A 13,526-nucleotide genomic window follows, 5' to 3' on the forward strand; every position below is an offset into this window, starting at 1 on the left:
TCTGTAAACGGACTCTACTAACCTTCAACTGGTACGCCTTATGGGGGGCAGGTCACGGCAGAACTGAAGGCGCGGGGATGGTTGACGCCAGAGCGTGAAAACAAGCGCAAGGGGTTTGGTGGGAACCGGGCTTTCAGCCGCGGGCACCTCTACCGGATCTTAGGTAACCCGATCTATGCGGGCATGGTCGGCCACAAGGGCGAGAACTTTCCCGGGATGCATCCGGCCATCGTCGAGATGGATCTTTGGACGCAGGTCCAGCAGCGGCTGGAGGCCAATCGACAAGGTCACAAGACCCAGGTCAAGGCGAAGAATCCCAGCCCATTGAGCGGCAAGCTGTTCGATGAAGCGGGTCGCCGGCTAATCCCATCCCACACCCGAAAGGCCAACAAGCGGTACCGTTACTACGTGACATCGACAGACGACCCAGGGGAGCCTATCGGCGAGTTACCCCTAGATTTCGCACCCCTCTGCCCGGCATCCTGCTACTTGTAGAAGTGGGCACAGAGATGACGGATAGCCGCTTCATTGCGAAAGATGAAGCCCAGTCGACAGATCGAGTGTGCAGAGATGATGGTGGCGGCCAACTGTATGACGGTTCGATATGCCCAAGCTCTATTGGCCGCCACGCCAAACCATCTGCTCCTCACTCCAAGACGAAAGTCGCCCCGTGCGAGCCAAGATCAAATCAATCAACTGGAGAGGGAGACTGAGAACTTGCGTGCCCGATACCGAGTTACTGAGTTGACCTACGCAGATGACATGCTCAACTTGGTCGTGGCAAAGGGCTACGTGGGCAAACTGTTGGCGCACCCAGCCATCGAAAGCTATCTGCGCAAGTGGCATGCAGATCTTTTTCCCGAGTTGCTGGCCGTCGTCTCGCTGAACTCAGTAGACGAGTGAATTTAGGGAACGCCCATCAATCCATGGGGCGGGCTCTTGTTTCAGCGACTTGTAACTTTACGCCTGCGTCAGCAGTCGAGCCTCTTGAAGTGCTCGGGGACTTCCCGATAGCCGACCAGATGTACCTCTAGCCCAGATCCCCGCACCTGGTTGAGCGCGTGGGTGATGGCATCAGCGACCCAAAGCGGATCGTTGCCGAAAACACCTGCGCCGATGCCTGTGAGGAGCACTCGTGGCGAGCCGTTGTTTTCAGCCTTTATCCAAGCAGCACGGAGCGTGGCTTCGTATGCCGCTTCTAGGACCAGTCTTGCGAAAGGCTCCCAGATGTGGCTGGGCAAGCCACTGTAGGCAACGGGGAGCGCCGAGCAATACACCTGGTTCACCTGGTGGCGTGACGTAGGTGGCAAATCCGTGACATCTACGTCTCGGTGCCAGCCTACACACAGAAGGCTGCGCAGCCAGTCCTTTCTCTCGATGTCCAAGGTCCGCAGCATTTGTGAGACCGCCTTGATCCCATGCAACTTGCCTAGCGCGTAGCCGTTTTGCATTGACCAGAGATCTGGGACTGGGATGCCGAGCATTTCAGACAACGCGTCACCCATCGCGCTCAGACCGTCGATCTGTTGCTCGGTTGTCTGTCCAATTTGCCCTCTGACCGGGACAAGGTAGTTTCGCCAGATCGTGCCCGCGCCTGCCGCCATTGCACAGGCCGGTCCTTGGGTTCGATCCAACGCGTATCGTGTCACTCCATGCTCGGGCGTGATGTCGGGTCCGACCATTTCTAACGCATTGAACTGCGACGCGACCTGGAAAGTTGCACCCGCATTGGCAGGGTCCGCATGCAGGCTCCTGGCATCTCCGATCACCGTTTTTGTCTGCACCTGCTTGCTGCCGGTCTGTGGGCTCAAGGCGCGAAACTCGGCGAGAGATGTCATCTCAAACTTGCCCATGTGATGCCGGCTGCCGTCCTTGAGAGAGACCAACTGGTCGCCTTCGACTCTCAGTTGCTCCTGCGTCCACTGGTAGTGTCCCTCCACAAAACCGGTGATGCTTTCAAACCAGTCTGTGCCTTTGCTTGTGGTGCTCATTTCTTTGGCCGCTTTGAATATGGTCGACACAGTATCGGCACCTCTTTGCACAAGTCCAGACCATCTTTTCTTGTTCTTTGAGCAGGCAAGTTTTCTCGGCTAAGGATATGGCGGTGGAACAAGTTGATCTACGGAAGAGCGTCAATGTCGTCATCGAGGCAGTAGGAGAGTCGACGCAGTACCCTCGTCGGATCCCAGTCAGGCGGCATCTCATTGAGATCCGTGTTCTCCAATGCCTTACTCAGGCAGTCCTCAACATGCTGTCTCGCAGTGGTAGCCCAGCGTAGGTCGATAGGCTTTTGGAGCCTGACTCTTCGAATGGCTGCACGATCCATCGTCTCAAGCGCCACCATGGCCACTGCGGCGCTCAGGCTCTTGTCAGATTTTTGATCCTTTTCCACCTTGCGAGCTCCATTGCGCGTAGGGTCGGCTGGGAGTGGCTCTTGGCCGGGCTAGGCCTTGTGAACCGCATGGACCTACACACCGCTTTTTCCTCTACCACGTAGCGCACCTACACATGGATATCCTGAGCAGGTGCTGTCAATTCGTCAATGACAGATTTCCCCCGCATCTGAAAGATGTGCCGTGCTAGATCAGCACATGACTTTGACCTAGACTGCTCGTGCCATCTCCTCGCTTTGCACTCTTAACGGGTCAAGACCATGCCACTATCCGCTAGTACTCTTCAGTCTCTCCAGCAAGCTGGTCAAGCTGTTCACGATAGTCGAGAGCGGCTTAAGGCAGAGGTGGCTCGTCACACCGAGCGGCTAGTCTCAGCCATGGCAAGTCAGCCACTGGCGCCTGGCGTCGACAGCGCTTTCGCCCAGGTAAAGCAAGTGGCAAGGCTCCATCAGGAACTTCAGGCCTTGGAGGATCAGCTTGTCACCATCTATCAGGCCGCTGAACAGATCAAAGGCGAAGAGATTCAGGTGATCGAGGCACTTCCGCATCGACGCTCGCGTGTCGAATCGGCTATGTCGACGGCTGAGGACGCTCGCCTTGTAGCCCATCCCGGTCCTCGCAAGTCCGGCAAAGCTCCACCACCCAAAGAGACTCAAATGCGCGGCGCGTCAAAGCGACGCGGCGGTCGGGTCAGTGCTAACGACGAAAAAGTCTTCAAAGCTTTGCGGCGGCTGGTGAAGGTACACAAAGGGGAGGCACTGTCTCAGTCACAGATCGCAGGTGATGCGGACATTCCGGTGGGCTCTATTGCAGCCTCCATCAAGAGGCTCTTGGACGCCAAGCGTGTGATTCAGACTGAGCGTGGCCGATATCATGTTGTCTGAATTTCAGTTCTGTAGATGCTAGGACTGTTGGCCTGACCCCCAAAAGTTGGGCTGTCGCAATCCCGCCCATCATGTGGTGCTTCTCATCTGTTGTTACACCGGCCTGAGTCCTTGTAATTCGAGCAGTCTGGCTACGTGTTTCACGTAACAGGTGCTGGATTGAACAGCACCAGGTCGTTGTGCAGGCCCCAGCGCTCGGCCCAGGTTTTTTCGCCGCTGGCCACGGCCAGCATGCGGTGAAAGAGCGCCCAGCCCATGTCGTCGATGCTGGCCTCGCCGCTGGCGATGAGGCCGGCGTTGAGGTCCATCAGGTCGTGCCAGCGGCGCGCTAGGTCGTTGCGCGTGGCCACCTTGATCACCGGGCACTCGGCCAGGCCATAGGGCGTGCCGCGCCCGGTGGTGAACACGTGCAGGTTCATGCCGGCGGCCAGTTGCAGCGTGCCGCAGATGAAGTCGCTGGCGGGCGTGGCGGCGAAGACCAGGCCCTTCTGGCGCACCTTCTCGCCCGGGGCGATCACGCCGTGGATGGGGCCGTTGCCGCTCTTGACGATGGAGCCCATGGCCTTCTCGACGATGTTGGACAGGCCACCTTTCTTGTTACCGGGCGTGGTGTTCGCGCTGCGGTCGGCCTGGCCGCGCGCCAGGTAGGCGTCGTACCAGGCGAGTTCGCGCACGATGGCCTGGGCCACTTCGGGCGTGGCGGCGCGGCGGGTGAGCTGGTCCACCGCGTCGCGCACCTCGGTGTTCTCGCTGAACATCACGGTGGCACCGGCGCGAACCAGCAGGTCGGTGGCGAAGCCCACGGCGGGGTTGGCGGTGACGCCTGAGAACGCGTCGCTGCCGCCGCACTGCACGCCCACCACCAGCTCGCTGGCGGGGCAGGTTTCGCGCCGGCGGCGGTTCAGCCGCTCCAGGTGGCCTTTGGCCTGGGTGAGGATGCTGTCGATCATGGACATGAAGCCCACGTGCTGCTCGTCCTGCAAGCACACCACGTCCGGCCCATGGCGCTCATTGCTGATCGGGATCGAGCCGGGCGGCAGCAGGCGCTCGGGCTGCAGCTTCTCGCAGCCCAGGCTGAGCACCATCACCTCGCCGCCGAAGTTGGGGTTGCTGGCCAGGTGGCGCACGGTGCGGATGGGGATGACGGCGTCGGGCGCGTCGATGGCCACGCCGCAGCCGTAGCTGTGAGTGAGGCCCACCACGCCGTCCACGTTGGGGTAGTGGGGCAGGAGTTCATTCTTGATGCGCTCCACCGCGAACTCGAGCACGCCGGCCACGCACTGCACGGTGGTGGTCACGGCCAGCAGATTGCGCGTGCCCACGCTGCCGTCGGCGTTGCGGTAGCCCTCGAAGGTGTAGCCATCCAGCGGCGGCAGCTCGGCCGGTGGCTGCGGCGGGGGCAGGTCTTGCAGGCTGCGCGCGCCGGGCATCACCAGGCGCTGTTCGTTCACCCAGCCGCCGGCGGGCACGTCCACCGCGGTGTGGCCGATGACCACGTTGTAGCGGCGCACCTCGCTGCCGGCGGGCAGGTCGATCAGGGCCACCTTGTGGCCCTGGGGCACGGCCTGCACCAGGGTGGGCCCGTCGGGCAGGGCAGTGCCGGTGGGCAGGCCGCCGTCGTTCACCACCACGGCCACGTTGTCTGCCGGGTGGATGCGGATGGTGCGGGGCGTAGGGTTCATCGGACGAGGCAGGGGCGTTTGGGGTCGAAGGTCCAGCCGGGGATCAGGTACTGCATGGCCATGGCATCGTCGCGCGCGCCCAGGCCGTGTTGCAGGTAGAGCTGGTGCGCTTTCTCCACTTCGGCCATGTCGATCTCGATGCCCAGGCCGGGCTTCCTGGGCACCTGCACGTAGCCGCCTTCGATTTTCAGCGGGTCTTTCGTGAGGCGCTGGCCGTCTTGCCAGATCCAGTGGGTGTCGATGGCGGTGACCTTGCCCGGCGCGGCCGCGCCCACGTGGGTGAACATGGCCAGCGAGATGTCGAAGTGGTTGTTGGAGTGGCTGCCCCAGGTCAGGCCCCAGTCGCGGCAGGTCTGGGCCACGCGCACGCTGCCGGCCATGGTCCAGAAGTGCGGGTCGGCCAGGGGAATGTCCACGCTTTGCAGGGCCAGCGAATGGGCCATCTGGCGCCAGTCGGTGGCCACCATGTTGGTGGCGGTGGGCAGGCCGGTGGCGCGGCGGAACTCGGCCATCACCTCGCGACCGCTGAAGCCGTCTTCGGCGCCGCAGGGGTCTTCGGCGTAGGCCACCACGCCGCGCATCTTCTGGCCCAGGCGGATGGCGTCTTTCAGCAGCCAGCCGCCGTTGGGGTCAAGCGTGACGCGGGCCTCGGGAAAGCGCTCGTGCAGCGCGGTGACGGCCTCCACCTCGGCGTCACCGGCCAGCACGCCGCCCTTGAGCTTGAAGTCCTGGAAGCCGTAGCGCTTGTGCGCCGCCTCCGCCAGGCGCACCACGGCCTCGGGCGTGAGGGCGGCCTCGTGCCGCAGGCGGCACCAGTCGTCGGCGTGGTCTGGCTCACTCGCCGGATCGGCATACGGCAGATCCGTCTGCTTGCGGTCGCCCACGAAGAAGAGGTAGCCCAGCATCTGCACCGCGTCGCGTTGCTGGCCCTCACCCAGCAGCGCGGCCACCGGCACGCCCAGGTGCTGGCCCTGAAGGTCGAGCAGGGCCGATTCCACGGCGGTCACGGCGTGAATGGTGGTGCGCAGGTCAAAGGTCTGCAGGCCGCGCCCGCCGCTGTCGCGGTCAGCGAACTTGGCGCGCATGGCGTTCAGGATGGCCTGCAGTTGGCCGATGGGCTGGCCCTCCACCAGCGGCCGGGCGTCTTCCAGCGTCTGGCGGATCTTCTCGCCACCCGGCACCTCGCCCAGGCCGGTGTGGCCGGCGTTGTCGGTGACGATGACGATGTTGCGCGTGAAGAAGGGCGCGTGCGCGCCCGAGAGGTTGAGCAACATGCCATCGCGCCCCGCAACGGGAACGACGCGCATGGACCTGACGACAGGGGCAGAAGAAGCACTCATAGGAAACACAAACGGTGAGGAGAAATGCCTGGGTCGAGGGCGCCGCGGCGCCGGCTCCGCCGGGCCGCCTGCGCCGCCCCCTGGGGGGTGACGCCGCAGGCGGCGCGGGGGATCTGGACGTAGCGCGGGGGGGCTTAGTCAGCCTTGATGTTGCGCGCGGTGATCAGCTTTTGCCAGCGGGCGAACTCGGCGGCCTGGAAGGCGGCAAACTGCTCGGGGGTGTTGAGCACCAGTTCAAAGCCCAGCTCCAGCAGCTTGCCATTGACCTGCGGGTCTTTGAACACCGCCAGGGTGGCGTCGTGCAAGCGCTTCTTCACGTCGGCAGGAATGCCTTTGGGGGCGGCCAGCGCCTGCCACGACTGCACGTTGGCGTCTTTCACGCCGCCTTCTTCCAGCGTGGGCACATCGGGCAACAAGGGCGATCGCTTGGCGCTGGTGATGGCCAGGGGCTTGAGCTTGCCGGCCTTGATCTGCGGCATGGCGGTGTTGATGTTCATGAACGAGGCGTCCACCTGGTTGCCCAGCAGGTCGGTCATCACCGGGCCGCCGCCCTTGTAGGGAATGTGCACGCCGCTGGTGTTGGTCTGCTGCCAGAACAGCTCGGCCGTGAGGTGGTCGCTGCTGCCGTTGCCAGACGAGGCAAAGGTCATCTTGCCGGGGTTGGCCTTCTGGTAGGCGATCACGTCGGCCAGCGATTTGTGGGCTGAGGCGGCGGGCACCACTAGCACGTTGGGCGCCTGCACCACCACGGTGATGGGGTCGAGGTCTTTCAGCGCGTCGTAGTTCACCTTGATGAGGTGCGGCGCGATCACGAAGGGGCCCAGCGACGAGACAAACAGCGTGTGGCCGTCGGCCGCTGATCGCACCACGTGTTGCGCGCCGATGGTGCCGGTGGCGCCGGGCTTGTTGTCCACCACCACGGTGGCGCCGCCGAGCTTCTCGCCCATCTTGTTGGACAGGGTGCGCGCGATCAGGTCGGTGGAGCCGCCGGGCGGGAAGGGCACCACGATGGTGATGGGCTTGTCGGGCCAGGCGAAGGCGCTCAGGCTGGCCGAGCCGGCCAGCATCAGGGTGAGCAGGGCTTTTTTCATGGTTTGTCTCCTAAGGGGGGGGCGGGCGGGAACGAGTGGCCTTATTGCGGGCCGAGCTGGTCGATCAGGGCCTTGAGCTGGGCCATTTCGTCGGCGTGCAGATCGGTCAGGGGCGCGCGCACCGGGCCGGCCGAGTGGCCCACCAGCGTGGCGCCGGCCTTCACGATGCTCACGGCGTAGCCGGGCACGCGGTTGCGCAGTTGCAGGTAGGGCATGAAGAACTGCTTGAGCAGGCGGTGCTGCGTGGCCATGTCGTCGGTGCGCACGGCCTCGTAGAAGTCCATCGCGGTCTTGGGGATGAAGTTGAAGACCGCCGACGAATACACCGGCGTGCCCAGCGCCTTGTAGGCCGCCGCATACACCTCGGCCGTGGGCAGGCCGCCCAGGTACGAGAAGCGGTCGCCCATGCGCAGGTAGATGGACGACATCAGCTCGATGTCGCCCACGCCGTCCTTGAAGCCGATCAGGTTGGGGCAGCGCTCGGCCAGGATCGCCAGCGACTCGGGCGTGAGCTTGCAGACGTTGCGGTTGTAGACGATCACACCGAACTTCACGCTCTTGCACACCGCCTCCACGTGGGCGATCAGGCCTTCCTGGCCGGCTTCGGTCAGGTAGTGCGGCAGCAGCAGCACGCCGTGGGCTCCGGCGCGCTCGGCTTCCTGCGCGCACTGGATGGCAAAGCGCGTGGGGCCACCCGCGCCGGCAATGATGGGCACCTTGCCACGGCAGGTCTGCACGGCGGTCTGGATGATTGCGGGGTATTCGTCGGCGGTGAGCGAGAAGAACTCGCCCGTGCCGCCGGCAGCAAACAGTGCGCTGGCGCCGTAGGGGGCCAGCCATTCCAGGCGCTCGGCGTAGGCGCGGGCGTTGAAGTCGCCGTTGGCGTCGAAGTCGGTCAGCGGGAAAGACAGCAGGCCGCTGGACATGATGGATTTGAGTTCTTGCGGGGTCATGGGCGCGAGTTCCGTGTGAATGAAGGCGGGGCAGGGTGTCCGGCGGGCCGATCTGTCTGGGGTGCTTGGCCTTTGTTCGGGCCTTTGCTACAGTTCAGCCAACCGCGATGTCTGTTGTATGTCGTCAGACAACTGAGCGGATTCTGAAAAAGCCCAACCGGGCTGTCAAGGGAAACTGCATGTTCTCAGTGAAAACCCCAGGTGAGGCGGCCGCCGCCCCCGTGCCCGCCCGCCGTCCCCGTGGCCTGGTGCCCGAGATCGTGGCCACGCTGGAGGCCGATATCCGCGCCGGCCGCCTGCAGGTGGGCGACAAGCTGCCCACCGAGTCGGCGCTGGTGGAGCGCTTCGAGGTGAGCCGTACCGTGGTGCGCGAGGCCATTTCGCGCCTGCAGGCCTCGGGCCTGGTCGAAACCCGCCACGGCATCGGCACCTTCGTGCGCCAGGCCAGCGCGCCCGAGCCCACCTTTCGCATCCCGCCGCAAGACCTGGCCACCGCGGCCGACGTGATCGCGCTGCTGGAGCTGCGCATCAGCCTGGAGAGCGAGGCCGCCAGCCTGGCCGCGCAGCGCCGCGACGACAGCCACCTGGCCGCGATGCTGGCCGCGCTCTCGGCCTTCGAGGCGGCCATCCGCGCCGACTCCGACGCCGTGCCCTCCGACTTCCAGTTCCATGTGGAGGTGGCGCGCGCCACCGGCAACCGCTACTACGCCGACCTCATGGCCTACCTGGGCACCATGATCATTCCGCGCACCCGCCTGCGCACCGCGGGCGATGCGCCCGAGGGCCGGCTGGCCTACCTGCAGCGGGTGCACCACGAGCACGAAAGCATCTACTTTGCCATTCGCGACCGCGACGCCGAGGCCGCCCGCGCGGCCATGCGGACCCACCTCAGCAACAGCCGCGAGCGTCTGCGCCGCGCCCAGGCCGCCGAGGCCCAGCGCGCCTGAACCTCACCGCAGCACCCGGGCGGCTTGGCCGCCCGTTTTGTTGCTCTTAATCATCAGACGTCAGTTGACATAACCGGAGATACCGCCCATGACCGCCCTCGTTTCCCTCGACGCCCGCACCGGCCAGCCCTGCGGCGAGCCGCTGCCCACCGCCACCCTGGTCGACATCGACGCCGCCGTGCAGGCCGCCCAGGCCGCCGCCGCCGACTGGGGCGCCAGCGACGGCGCCACCCGCGCCCGCCTGCTGCGCGAGCTGGCCCAGGCCCTGGAAGCCGATCGCGAGGCCCTGGTGGCCTGTGCCGACCGCGAGACCGCGCTGGGGGAGGTGCGCCTGCAAGGCGAGCTGGACCGCACCGCCTTCCAGTTGCGCCGCTTCGCCAGCCTGGCCGAGCAGGGCACGCCTTTCGTGCGCGTGGACGACCCGGCCGTGGCCGGCGCCCCGCCCGTGGGCCACCCCGCCATGTGGCGCCAGCGCGTACCGCTGGGCCCGGTGGCCATGTTCGCGGCCAGCAACTTCCCCTTCGCCTTCTCGGTGCTGGGCGGCGACACCGCCTCGGCCCTGGCCGCGGGCTGCCCGGTGGTGGTCAAGGCCCACCCCGGCCACCCGGCCCTGTCGCAGCAGGTGATGGCCCTGGTGCGGCCGGTGCTGGCGCGCTTGGGCCTGCCGGCCGGCCTCGTGGGAATGGTGCAGGGTGCGGCCGTGGAGGTGGGGGTGGCGCTCATCCGCCACCCGCTGATCGCGGCTGGCGCCTTCACCGGCTCCACGCGCGGCGGCATCGCCCTGCTGGCCGAGGCCAACGCCCGCCCGCGCCCCATTCCGTTTTACGGCGAGCTCGGCGCCATTAACCCGGTGGTGGCCTTGCCCGCCGCCCTGGCGGCCAGGGGCGCCGAGCTGGCCACCTTGCTGGCCGGCTCCATCACCCTGGGCTGCGGCCAGTTCTGCACCAACCCGGGCCTGATCGTGGTGATCGACGGCGCGGCCACCGACGCCTTCGTGGCCGGTCTGGCCGAGGCCATCGCGCCACTGCAGCCCCACGCCATGCTCACCCCGGGCATGCGCCGCGCCTTCGACGCGGGCGTGCAGCACTTGCTGCAGGCCGGGGCGCAGCCGCTGGTGCAGGGCGCGGGGCAGGCCAGCGCGCCGGGGCCGCATTTGCTGCAGGTGCCGGCCACGCGCTTCATCGACACGCCGGCCTTGCGCGAAGAGGTGTTTGGCCCGTCCAGCCTGATCGTGCGCTGCGCCGACGAGGCCGAGGTGCTGCGAGTGCTCGACGCCGTGGGCGGCAGCCTCACCGTTACGCTGTGGGGGGTGGACGACGACACCCCCGTCAATCGCGCCCTGGTGCGCGGCGCCACGGCGGTGGCTGGGCGTGTGCTGTTCAGCGGCGTGCCCACCGGCGTGGCCGTGACCGCTGCGCAGCAGCACGGCGGCCCGTGGCCCGCCTCTACCGCGCCCATGACCACCTCGGTGGGCGATGCCGCGCTGGACCGTTTCCTGCGCCCGGTGTGCCTGCAGGACGCCCCTGCATGGCTGGTGCAGCGACAGGGCGTGCCTTTCTGAAAGTGAGCAGGGGTGATTCGGCGAGCGACTCATTTTTGCTCTTGGCGAATCCCTGTCCGATTTCTTGAAAAGCGAGACCTCTGGCGCTACTCGTTCATGCGCAGTCGTAGGAGCTTTGGGAGCAGAGCTCGTGCAGCGACCACAAGGTCGAGCCACTTGCGACTCGCCGCAATGCACTGGGTCACGATAGAGGTGGCCCGCTACTGAAATGCGGCTTGCGTAGGGCCGCGTCTGGGCAATGGCATCGCGTTCGAATGAGAACAAGAGGTCTTGCCTGCGCCAGCTGTTGAATCTATTGAGGTGTTCGGGGACTATCAAGATAGCCGAGCAGTTGTACTTCTAGCCCACACATCTGCGTCTGATTAAGTACGCGGGTGATGGCGTCAGCCACCTGCACACCGAGGGCTGTGGCGATATCGGTCTTACCGATACCAGGGCCGACGAGGACCAAGCTGTTTGCGTCCTCTATGAACTCTCAACAACGCAACTCGTGCGCCAAGGCTTTGGCGACTTAGCTGCGCGAGAGGTCAGAGCCCGCCAAATCCCCGCAGGAAGGGAACCTGGTCCCCGTGGGCTGGTATGCCTCCGAGCGCAAATCCCGGCCGACGGTCTTGTCCCTGGCAGGGGCGAAAAGCTCAGCCTCCCTTGCACCTCAAGTCGCCAAAGCGGCACAGAACGTCCATGTGTGATGCCGGACGGCTCAAAGTCGTTGAGTTTTAGGGTTTGCACTAGTAAGGATACCGAACCTTACATACAACAATGCAACACTTTCACAAAAAAGAGCGAGACAACCATGCGCCCCTCATCCCCGCGCAAAGGGCTTGCGCAGCATCTGCTCGAGGGCTTTCTGGCCTTTTGCCTTGTCGCCATGGTGGTCATGGTGTTTGGTAATGTGGTGCTGCGGTACGCGTTTGACTCCGGCATCACGGTGTCGGAAGAGCTGTCCCGATTTGCGTTCATCTGGCTTGTGTTTATCGGCGCTGTGGTGGCCATGCACGAAGGCTCGCATCTTGGCGTTGACACGGTCGTGTCCCGGTTGCCCCGTGGGGGTAAGGTGTTCTGCCTATTGCTGTCCGAGCTGCTGATCTTGCTGTGCTGCGCCATGTTCTTTTGGGGCACCTGGCGTCAGCACGAGGTGAACGCCACCACCACCGCGCAGGTGACAGGTATCTCGCTGATCTGGGTGTTTGGCCTGGGTTACTTCACCAGCCTGGGCATTGCGCTGGTGTCGCTGCGAAAGCTCTGGCGGCTGGCTACTGGCCGCCTGAGCGATGACGACCTGATCTCGGTGCGCGAGTCCGAGGAAGACCTGGGCGATAGCCCGCAGGGTGGCTCGCCCATGCAACCCCTCACCCTGGAGAAGCGCGCATGACGGCTGGCGTTTTTGTGTTTTCGCTGCTTGGTGCCATGGCGCTGGGCATGCCCATCGCCATCGCCTTGCTGGTTTCGGCGGTCGCGCTCATGGCCTTGCAGGGCAACATCGACACCACGATCCTGTCGCAGAAGATCATTGAGGGTGCCGACAGTTTTCCGCTGTTGGCCATTCCATTCTTCATTCTGGCCGGCGAGCTGATGAACGCCGGCGGCATCTCCAAACGCATCGTCAACTTCGCACTGGCCTTCGTGGGCCACATTCGCGGGGGTTTGGGTATCGTCGCTGTGATCGCCGCAGTGATCATGGCCGCCATCTCGGGTTCGGCAGCGGCAGACGCCGCTGCGCTGGCTACCATGCTCATTCCCATGATGCGCCAGGCTGGCTACAACGTGCCGCGTGCAGCTGGCCTGATCTCCGCTGGTGGCGTGATTGCGCCTGTGCTGCCGCCGTCTATCGGCATGATCGTGTTCGGCGTTGTGGCCAACGTGTCGATTGGCAAGCTGTTCATGGCGGCAATCGTGCCTGGTCTGCTGATGGGCGTGGCGCTGTTGGTTACCTGGCTGATCGTCGCTCGCAAGGACCGGGTGGCAGTGGTGGAGCGCATGCCCTATCCGCAGCGACTGCGAGTAACCATCACCAGCCTGGGTGCGCTGCTTATGCCGCTGGGCATCGTCGGGGGCATGAAGCTGGGCGTGTTCACGCCCACCGAGGCCGCCGTGGTGGCCTGCGTCTATGCCTTCTTCATGGGCATGTTCGTGTATCGCGAACTGCGGTGGAACATGATGTACCCGCTGCTGGTGTCGGCCGCGAAGAGCACTGCCGTGGTGGTGTTCCTGATCGCCACCGCGCTCGTGTCGGGCTGGCTCATTACGGCGTCCGACATTCCGCAGCAGGTCAGCGAACTGCTGCAGCCCTTGATTGACCGGCCCATCCTGCTGATGTTCGTGATGATGGTGCTGGTGGTCATCGTGGGCACGGCGCTGGACTTCGCGCCCACGCTGCTGATCCTCACCCCTGTGCTCATGCCCATCGTGCGCGAGGCGGGCATTGACCCGGTGTACTTCGGCGTGCTGTTCATCATGAACAACGCCATCGGTCTGATCACGCCACCAGTTGGCATTGTGCTCAACGTGGTGTGTGGCGTGGCCCGTATCCGCATGGGCGATCTCATGAAGGGCATTTGGCCATTTTTGCTGGCCGAGTTGTTCGTGCTGCTACTGCTGGTGCTGTTCCCTTCGATCGTGCTGGTGCCACTGCGCTGGCTCACCTGATTTCCCCGTCCCATCCAGACCCCCAACTC

At 64.8% G+C, this 13,526-nt stretch carries 12 protein-coding genes and 1 pseudogene; 7 read left to right on the forward strand and 6 right to left on the reverse strand.

Translation table 11 applies throughout. The features are described from left to right. Positions 1–60 precede the first annotated feature (60 nt). Together ACE3RQ_RS09130 and ACE3RQ_RS09135 are read left to right on the forward strand one after the other, a co-directional pair. Positions 61–495, forward strand: a pseudogene (locus ACE3RQ_RS09130) (recombinase family protein); the annotation flags it as partial. A gap of 42 nt (positions 496–537) precedes the next feature. Further along, positions 538–903: a plasmid partitioning protein RepB C-terminal domain-containing protein gene (locus ACE3RQ_RS09135; protein ID WP_374521660.1), complete on the forward strand. Its 366-nt coding sequence runs from the start codon at positions 538–540 to the stop codon at positions 901–903. A 68-nt stretch (positions 904–971) separates the two neighbouring features. Here the strand turns inward: ACE3RQ_RS09135 and ACE3RQ_RS09140 are convergent, their stop codons facing one another. Further along, positions 972–1,991, reverse strand: coding sequence for a hypothetical protein (locus tag ACE3RQ_RS09140; RefSeq protein ID WP_374521661.1), 1,020 nt, complete (start codon positions 1,989–1,991; stop codon positions 972–974). A 779-nt stretch (positions 1,992–2,770) separates the two neighbouring features. Here ACE3RQ_RS09140 and ACE3RQ_RS09145 point away from each other — a divergent pair. Next, complete coding sequence (locus ACE3RQ_RS09145; RefSeq protein WP_374521662.1) at positions 2,771–3,277, forward strand: hypothetical protein; 507 nt, start codon at positions 2,771–2,773, stop codon at positions 3,275–3,277. A 140-nt stretch (positions 3,278–3,417) separates the two neighbouring features. On the opposite strand, the gene garD is transcribed toward ACE3RQ_RS09145, so the two are convergent. From garD to kdgD, 4 genes are all read right to left on the reverse strand, one after another. Then, positions 3,418–4,959, reverse strand: a complete 1,542-nt coding sequence (gene garD / locus ACE3RQ_RS09150; RefSeq protein ID WP_374521663.1) for a galactarate dehydratase — start codon at positions 4,957–4,959, stop codon at positions 3,418–3,420. Further along, positions 4,956–6,299 (reverse strand): glucarate dehydratase, encoded by a 1,344-nt coding sequence (gene gudD, locus ACE3RQ_RS09155; RefSeq protein WP_374521664.1) that lies wholly within the window; start codon positions 6,297–6,299, stop codon positions 4,956–4,958. The genes garD and gudD overlap by 4 nt, the downstream gene beginning before the upstream one ends. Positions 6,300–6,433: 134 nt before the next feature. Beyond that, a complete protein-coding gene (locus tag ACE3RQ_RS09160; RefSeq protein ID WP_374521665.1) occupies positions 6,434–7,390 on the reverse strand; it encodes a Bug family tripartite tricarboxylate transporter substrate binding protein in 957 nt (318 codons plus the stop codon). A 41-nt stretch (positions 7,391–7,431) separates the two neighbouring features. Continuing rightward, positions 7,432–8,343 (reverse strand): 5-dehydro-4-deoxyglucarate dehydratase, encoded by a 912-nt coding sequence (kdgD, locus tag ACE3RQ_RS09165; protein ID WP_374521666.1) that lies wholly within the window; start codon positions 8,341–8,343, stop codon positions 7,432–7,434. A 179-nt stretch (positions 8,344–8,522) separates the two neighbouring features. Here kdgD and ACE3RQ_RS09170 point away from each other — a divergent pair, with 179 nt between their 5' ends. Both ACE3RQ_RS09170 and ACE3RQ_RS09175 read left to right on the forward strand, forming a co-directional pair. After that, a complete protein-coding gene (locus ACE3RQ_RS09170) occupies positions 8,523–9,290 on the forward strand; it encodes a FadR/GntR family transcriptional regulator (RefSeq protein WP_374521667.1) in 768 nt (255 codons plus the stop codon). A gap of 88 nt (positions 9,291–9,378) precedes the next feature. After that, entirely contained in the window at positions 9,379–10,851 is a 1,473-nt protein-coding gene (locus ACE3RQ_RS09175; RefSeq protein ID WP_374521668.1) for an aldehyde dehydrogenase (NADP(+)), read from the forward strand. Positions 10,852–11,143: 292 nt separating this feature from the next. On the opposite strand, the gene ACE3RQ_RS09180 is transcribed toward ACE3RQ_RS09175, so the two are convergent. Continuing rightward, the gene (locus ACE3RQ_RS09180; protein ID WP_374521877.1) at positions 11,144–11,320 is read right to left on the reverse strand and encodes a hypothetical protein; all 177 of its coding nucleotides are present in this window, start codon (positions 11,318–11,320) and stop codon (positions 11,144–11,146) included. A gap of 324 nt (positions 11,321–11,644) precedes the next feature. Here ACE3RQ_RS09180 and ACE3RQ_RS09185 point away from each other — a divergent pair, with 324 nt between their 5' ends. Both ACE3RQ_RS09185 and ACE3RQ_RS09190 read left to right on the forward strand, forming a co-directional pair. Further along, on the forward strand, positions 11,645–12,223 hold the full coding sequence (locus ACE3RQ_RS09185) for a TRAP transporter small permease (protein WP_374521669.1): 579 nt from the start codon (positions 11,645–11,647) through the stop codon (positions 12,221–12,223). Continuing rightward, complete coding sequence (locus tag ACE3RQ_RS09190; protein ID WP_374521670.1) at positions 12,220–13,497, forward strand: TRAP transporter large permease; 1,278 nt, start codon at positions 12,220–12,222, stop codon at positions 13,495–13,497. Before ACE3RQ_RS09185 ends, ACE3RQ_RS09190 begins: the two co-directional genes overlap by 4 nt. Positions 13,498–13,526: the final 29 nt, after the last annotated feature.

The sequence above is a fragment of the Hydrogenophaga sp. genome (assembly GCF_041913525.1).
GTDB lineage: Bacteria > Pseudomonadota > Gammaproteobacteria > Burkholderiales > Burkholderiaceae_C > Hydrogenophaga.

Bases quoted from the DNA above. Each gene is read 5' to 3' on its own strand.
- ACE3RQ_RS09135 (WP_374521660.1), top strand. From the start codon at position 538: ATGAAGCCCAGTCGACAGATCGAGTGTGCAGAGATGATGGTGGCGGCC.
- ACE3RQ_RS09140 (WP_374521661.1), bottom strand. From the start codon at position 1,991: ATGAGCACCACAAGCAAAGGCACAGACTGGTTTGAAAGCATCACCGGT.
- ACE3RQ_RS09145 (WP_374521662.1), top strand. From the start codon at position 2,771: ATGGCAAGTCAGCCACTGGCGCCTGGCGTCGACAGCGCTTTCGCCCAG.
- garD (WP_374521663.1), bottom strand. From the start codon at position 4,959: ATGAACCCTACGCCCCGCACCATCCGCATCCACCCGGCAGACAACGTG.
- gudD (WP_374521664.1), bottom strand. From the start codon at position 6,299: ATGAGTGCTTCTTCTGCCCCTGTCGTCAGGTCCATGCGCGTCGTTCCC.
- ACE3RQ_RS09160 (WP_374521665.1), bottom strand. From the start codon at position 7,390: ATGAAAAAAGCCCTGCTCACCCTGATGCTGGCCGGCTCGGCCAGCCTG.
- kdgD (WP_374521666.1), bottom strand. From the start codon at position 8,343: ATGACCCCGCAAGAACTCAAATCCATCATGTCCAGCGGCCTGCTGTCT.
- ACE3RQ_RS09170 (WP_374521667.1), top strand. From the start codon at position 8,523: ATGTTCTCAGTGAAAACCCCAGGTGAGGCGGCCGCCGCCCCCGTGCCC.
- ACE3RQ_RS09175 (WP_374521668.1), top strand. From the start codon at position 9,379: ATGACCGCCCTCGTTTCCCTCGACGCCCGCACCGGCCAGCCCTGCGGC.
- ACE3RQ_RS09185 (WP_374521669.1), top strand. From the start codon at position 11,645: ATGCGCCCCTCATCCCCGCGCAAAGGGCTTGCGCAGCATCTGCTCGAG.
- ACE3RQ_RS09190 (WP_374521670.1), top strand. From the start codon at position 12,220: ATGACGGCTGGCGTTTTTGTGTTTTCGCTGCTTGGTGCCATGGCGCTG.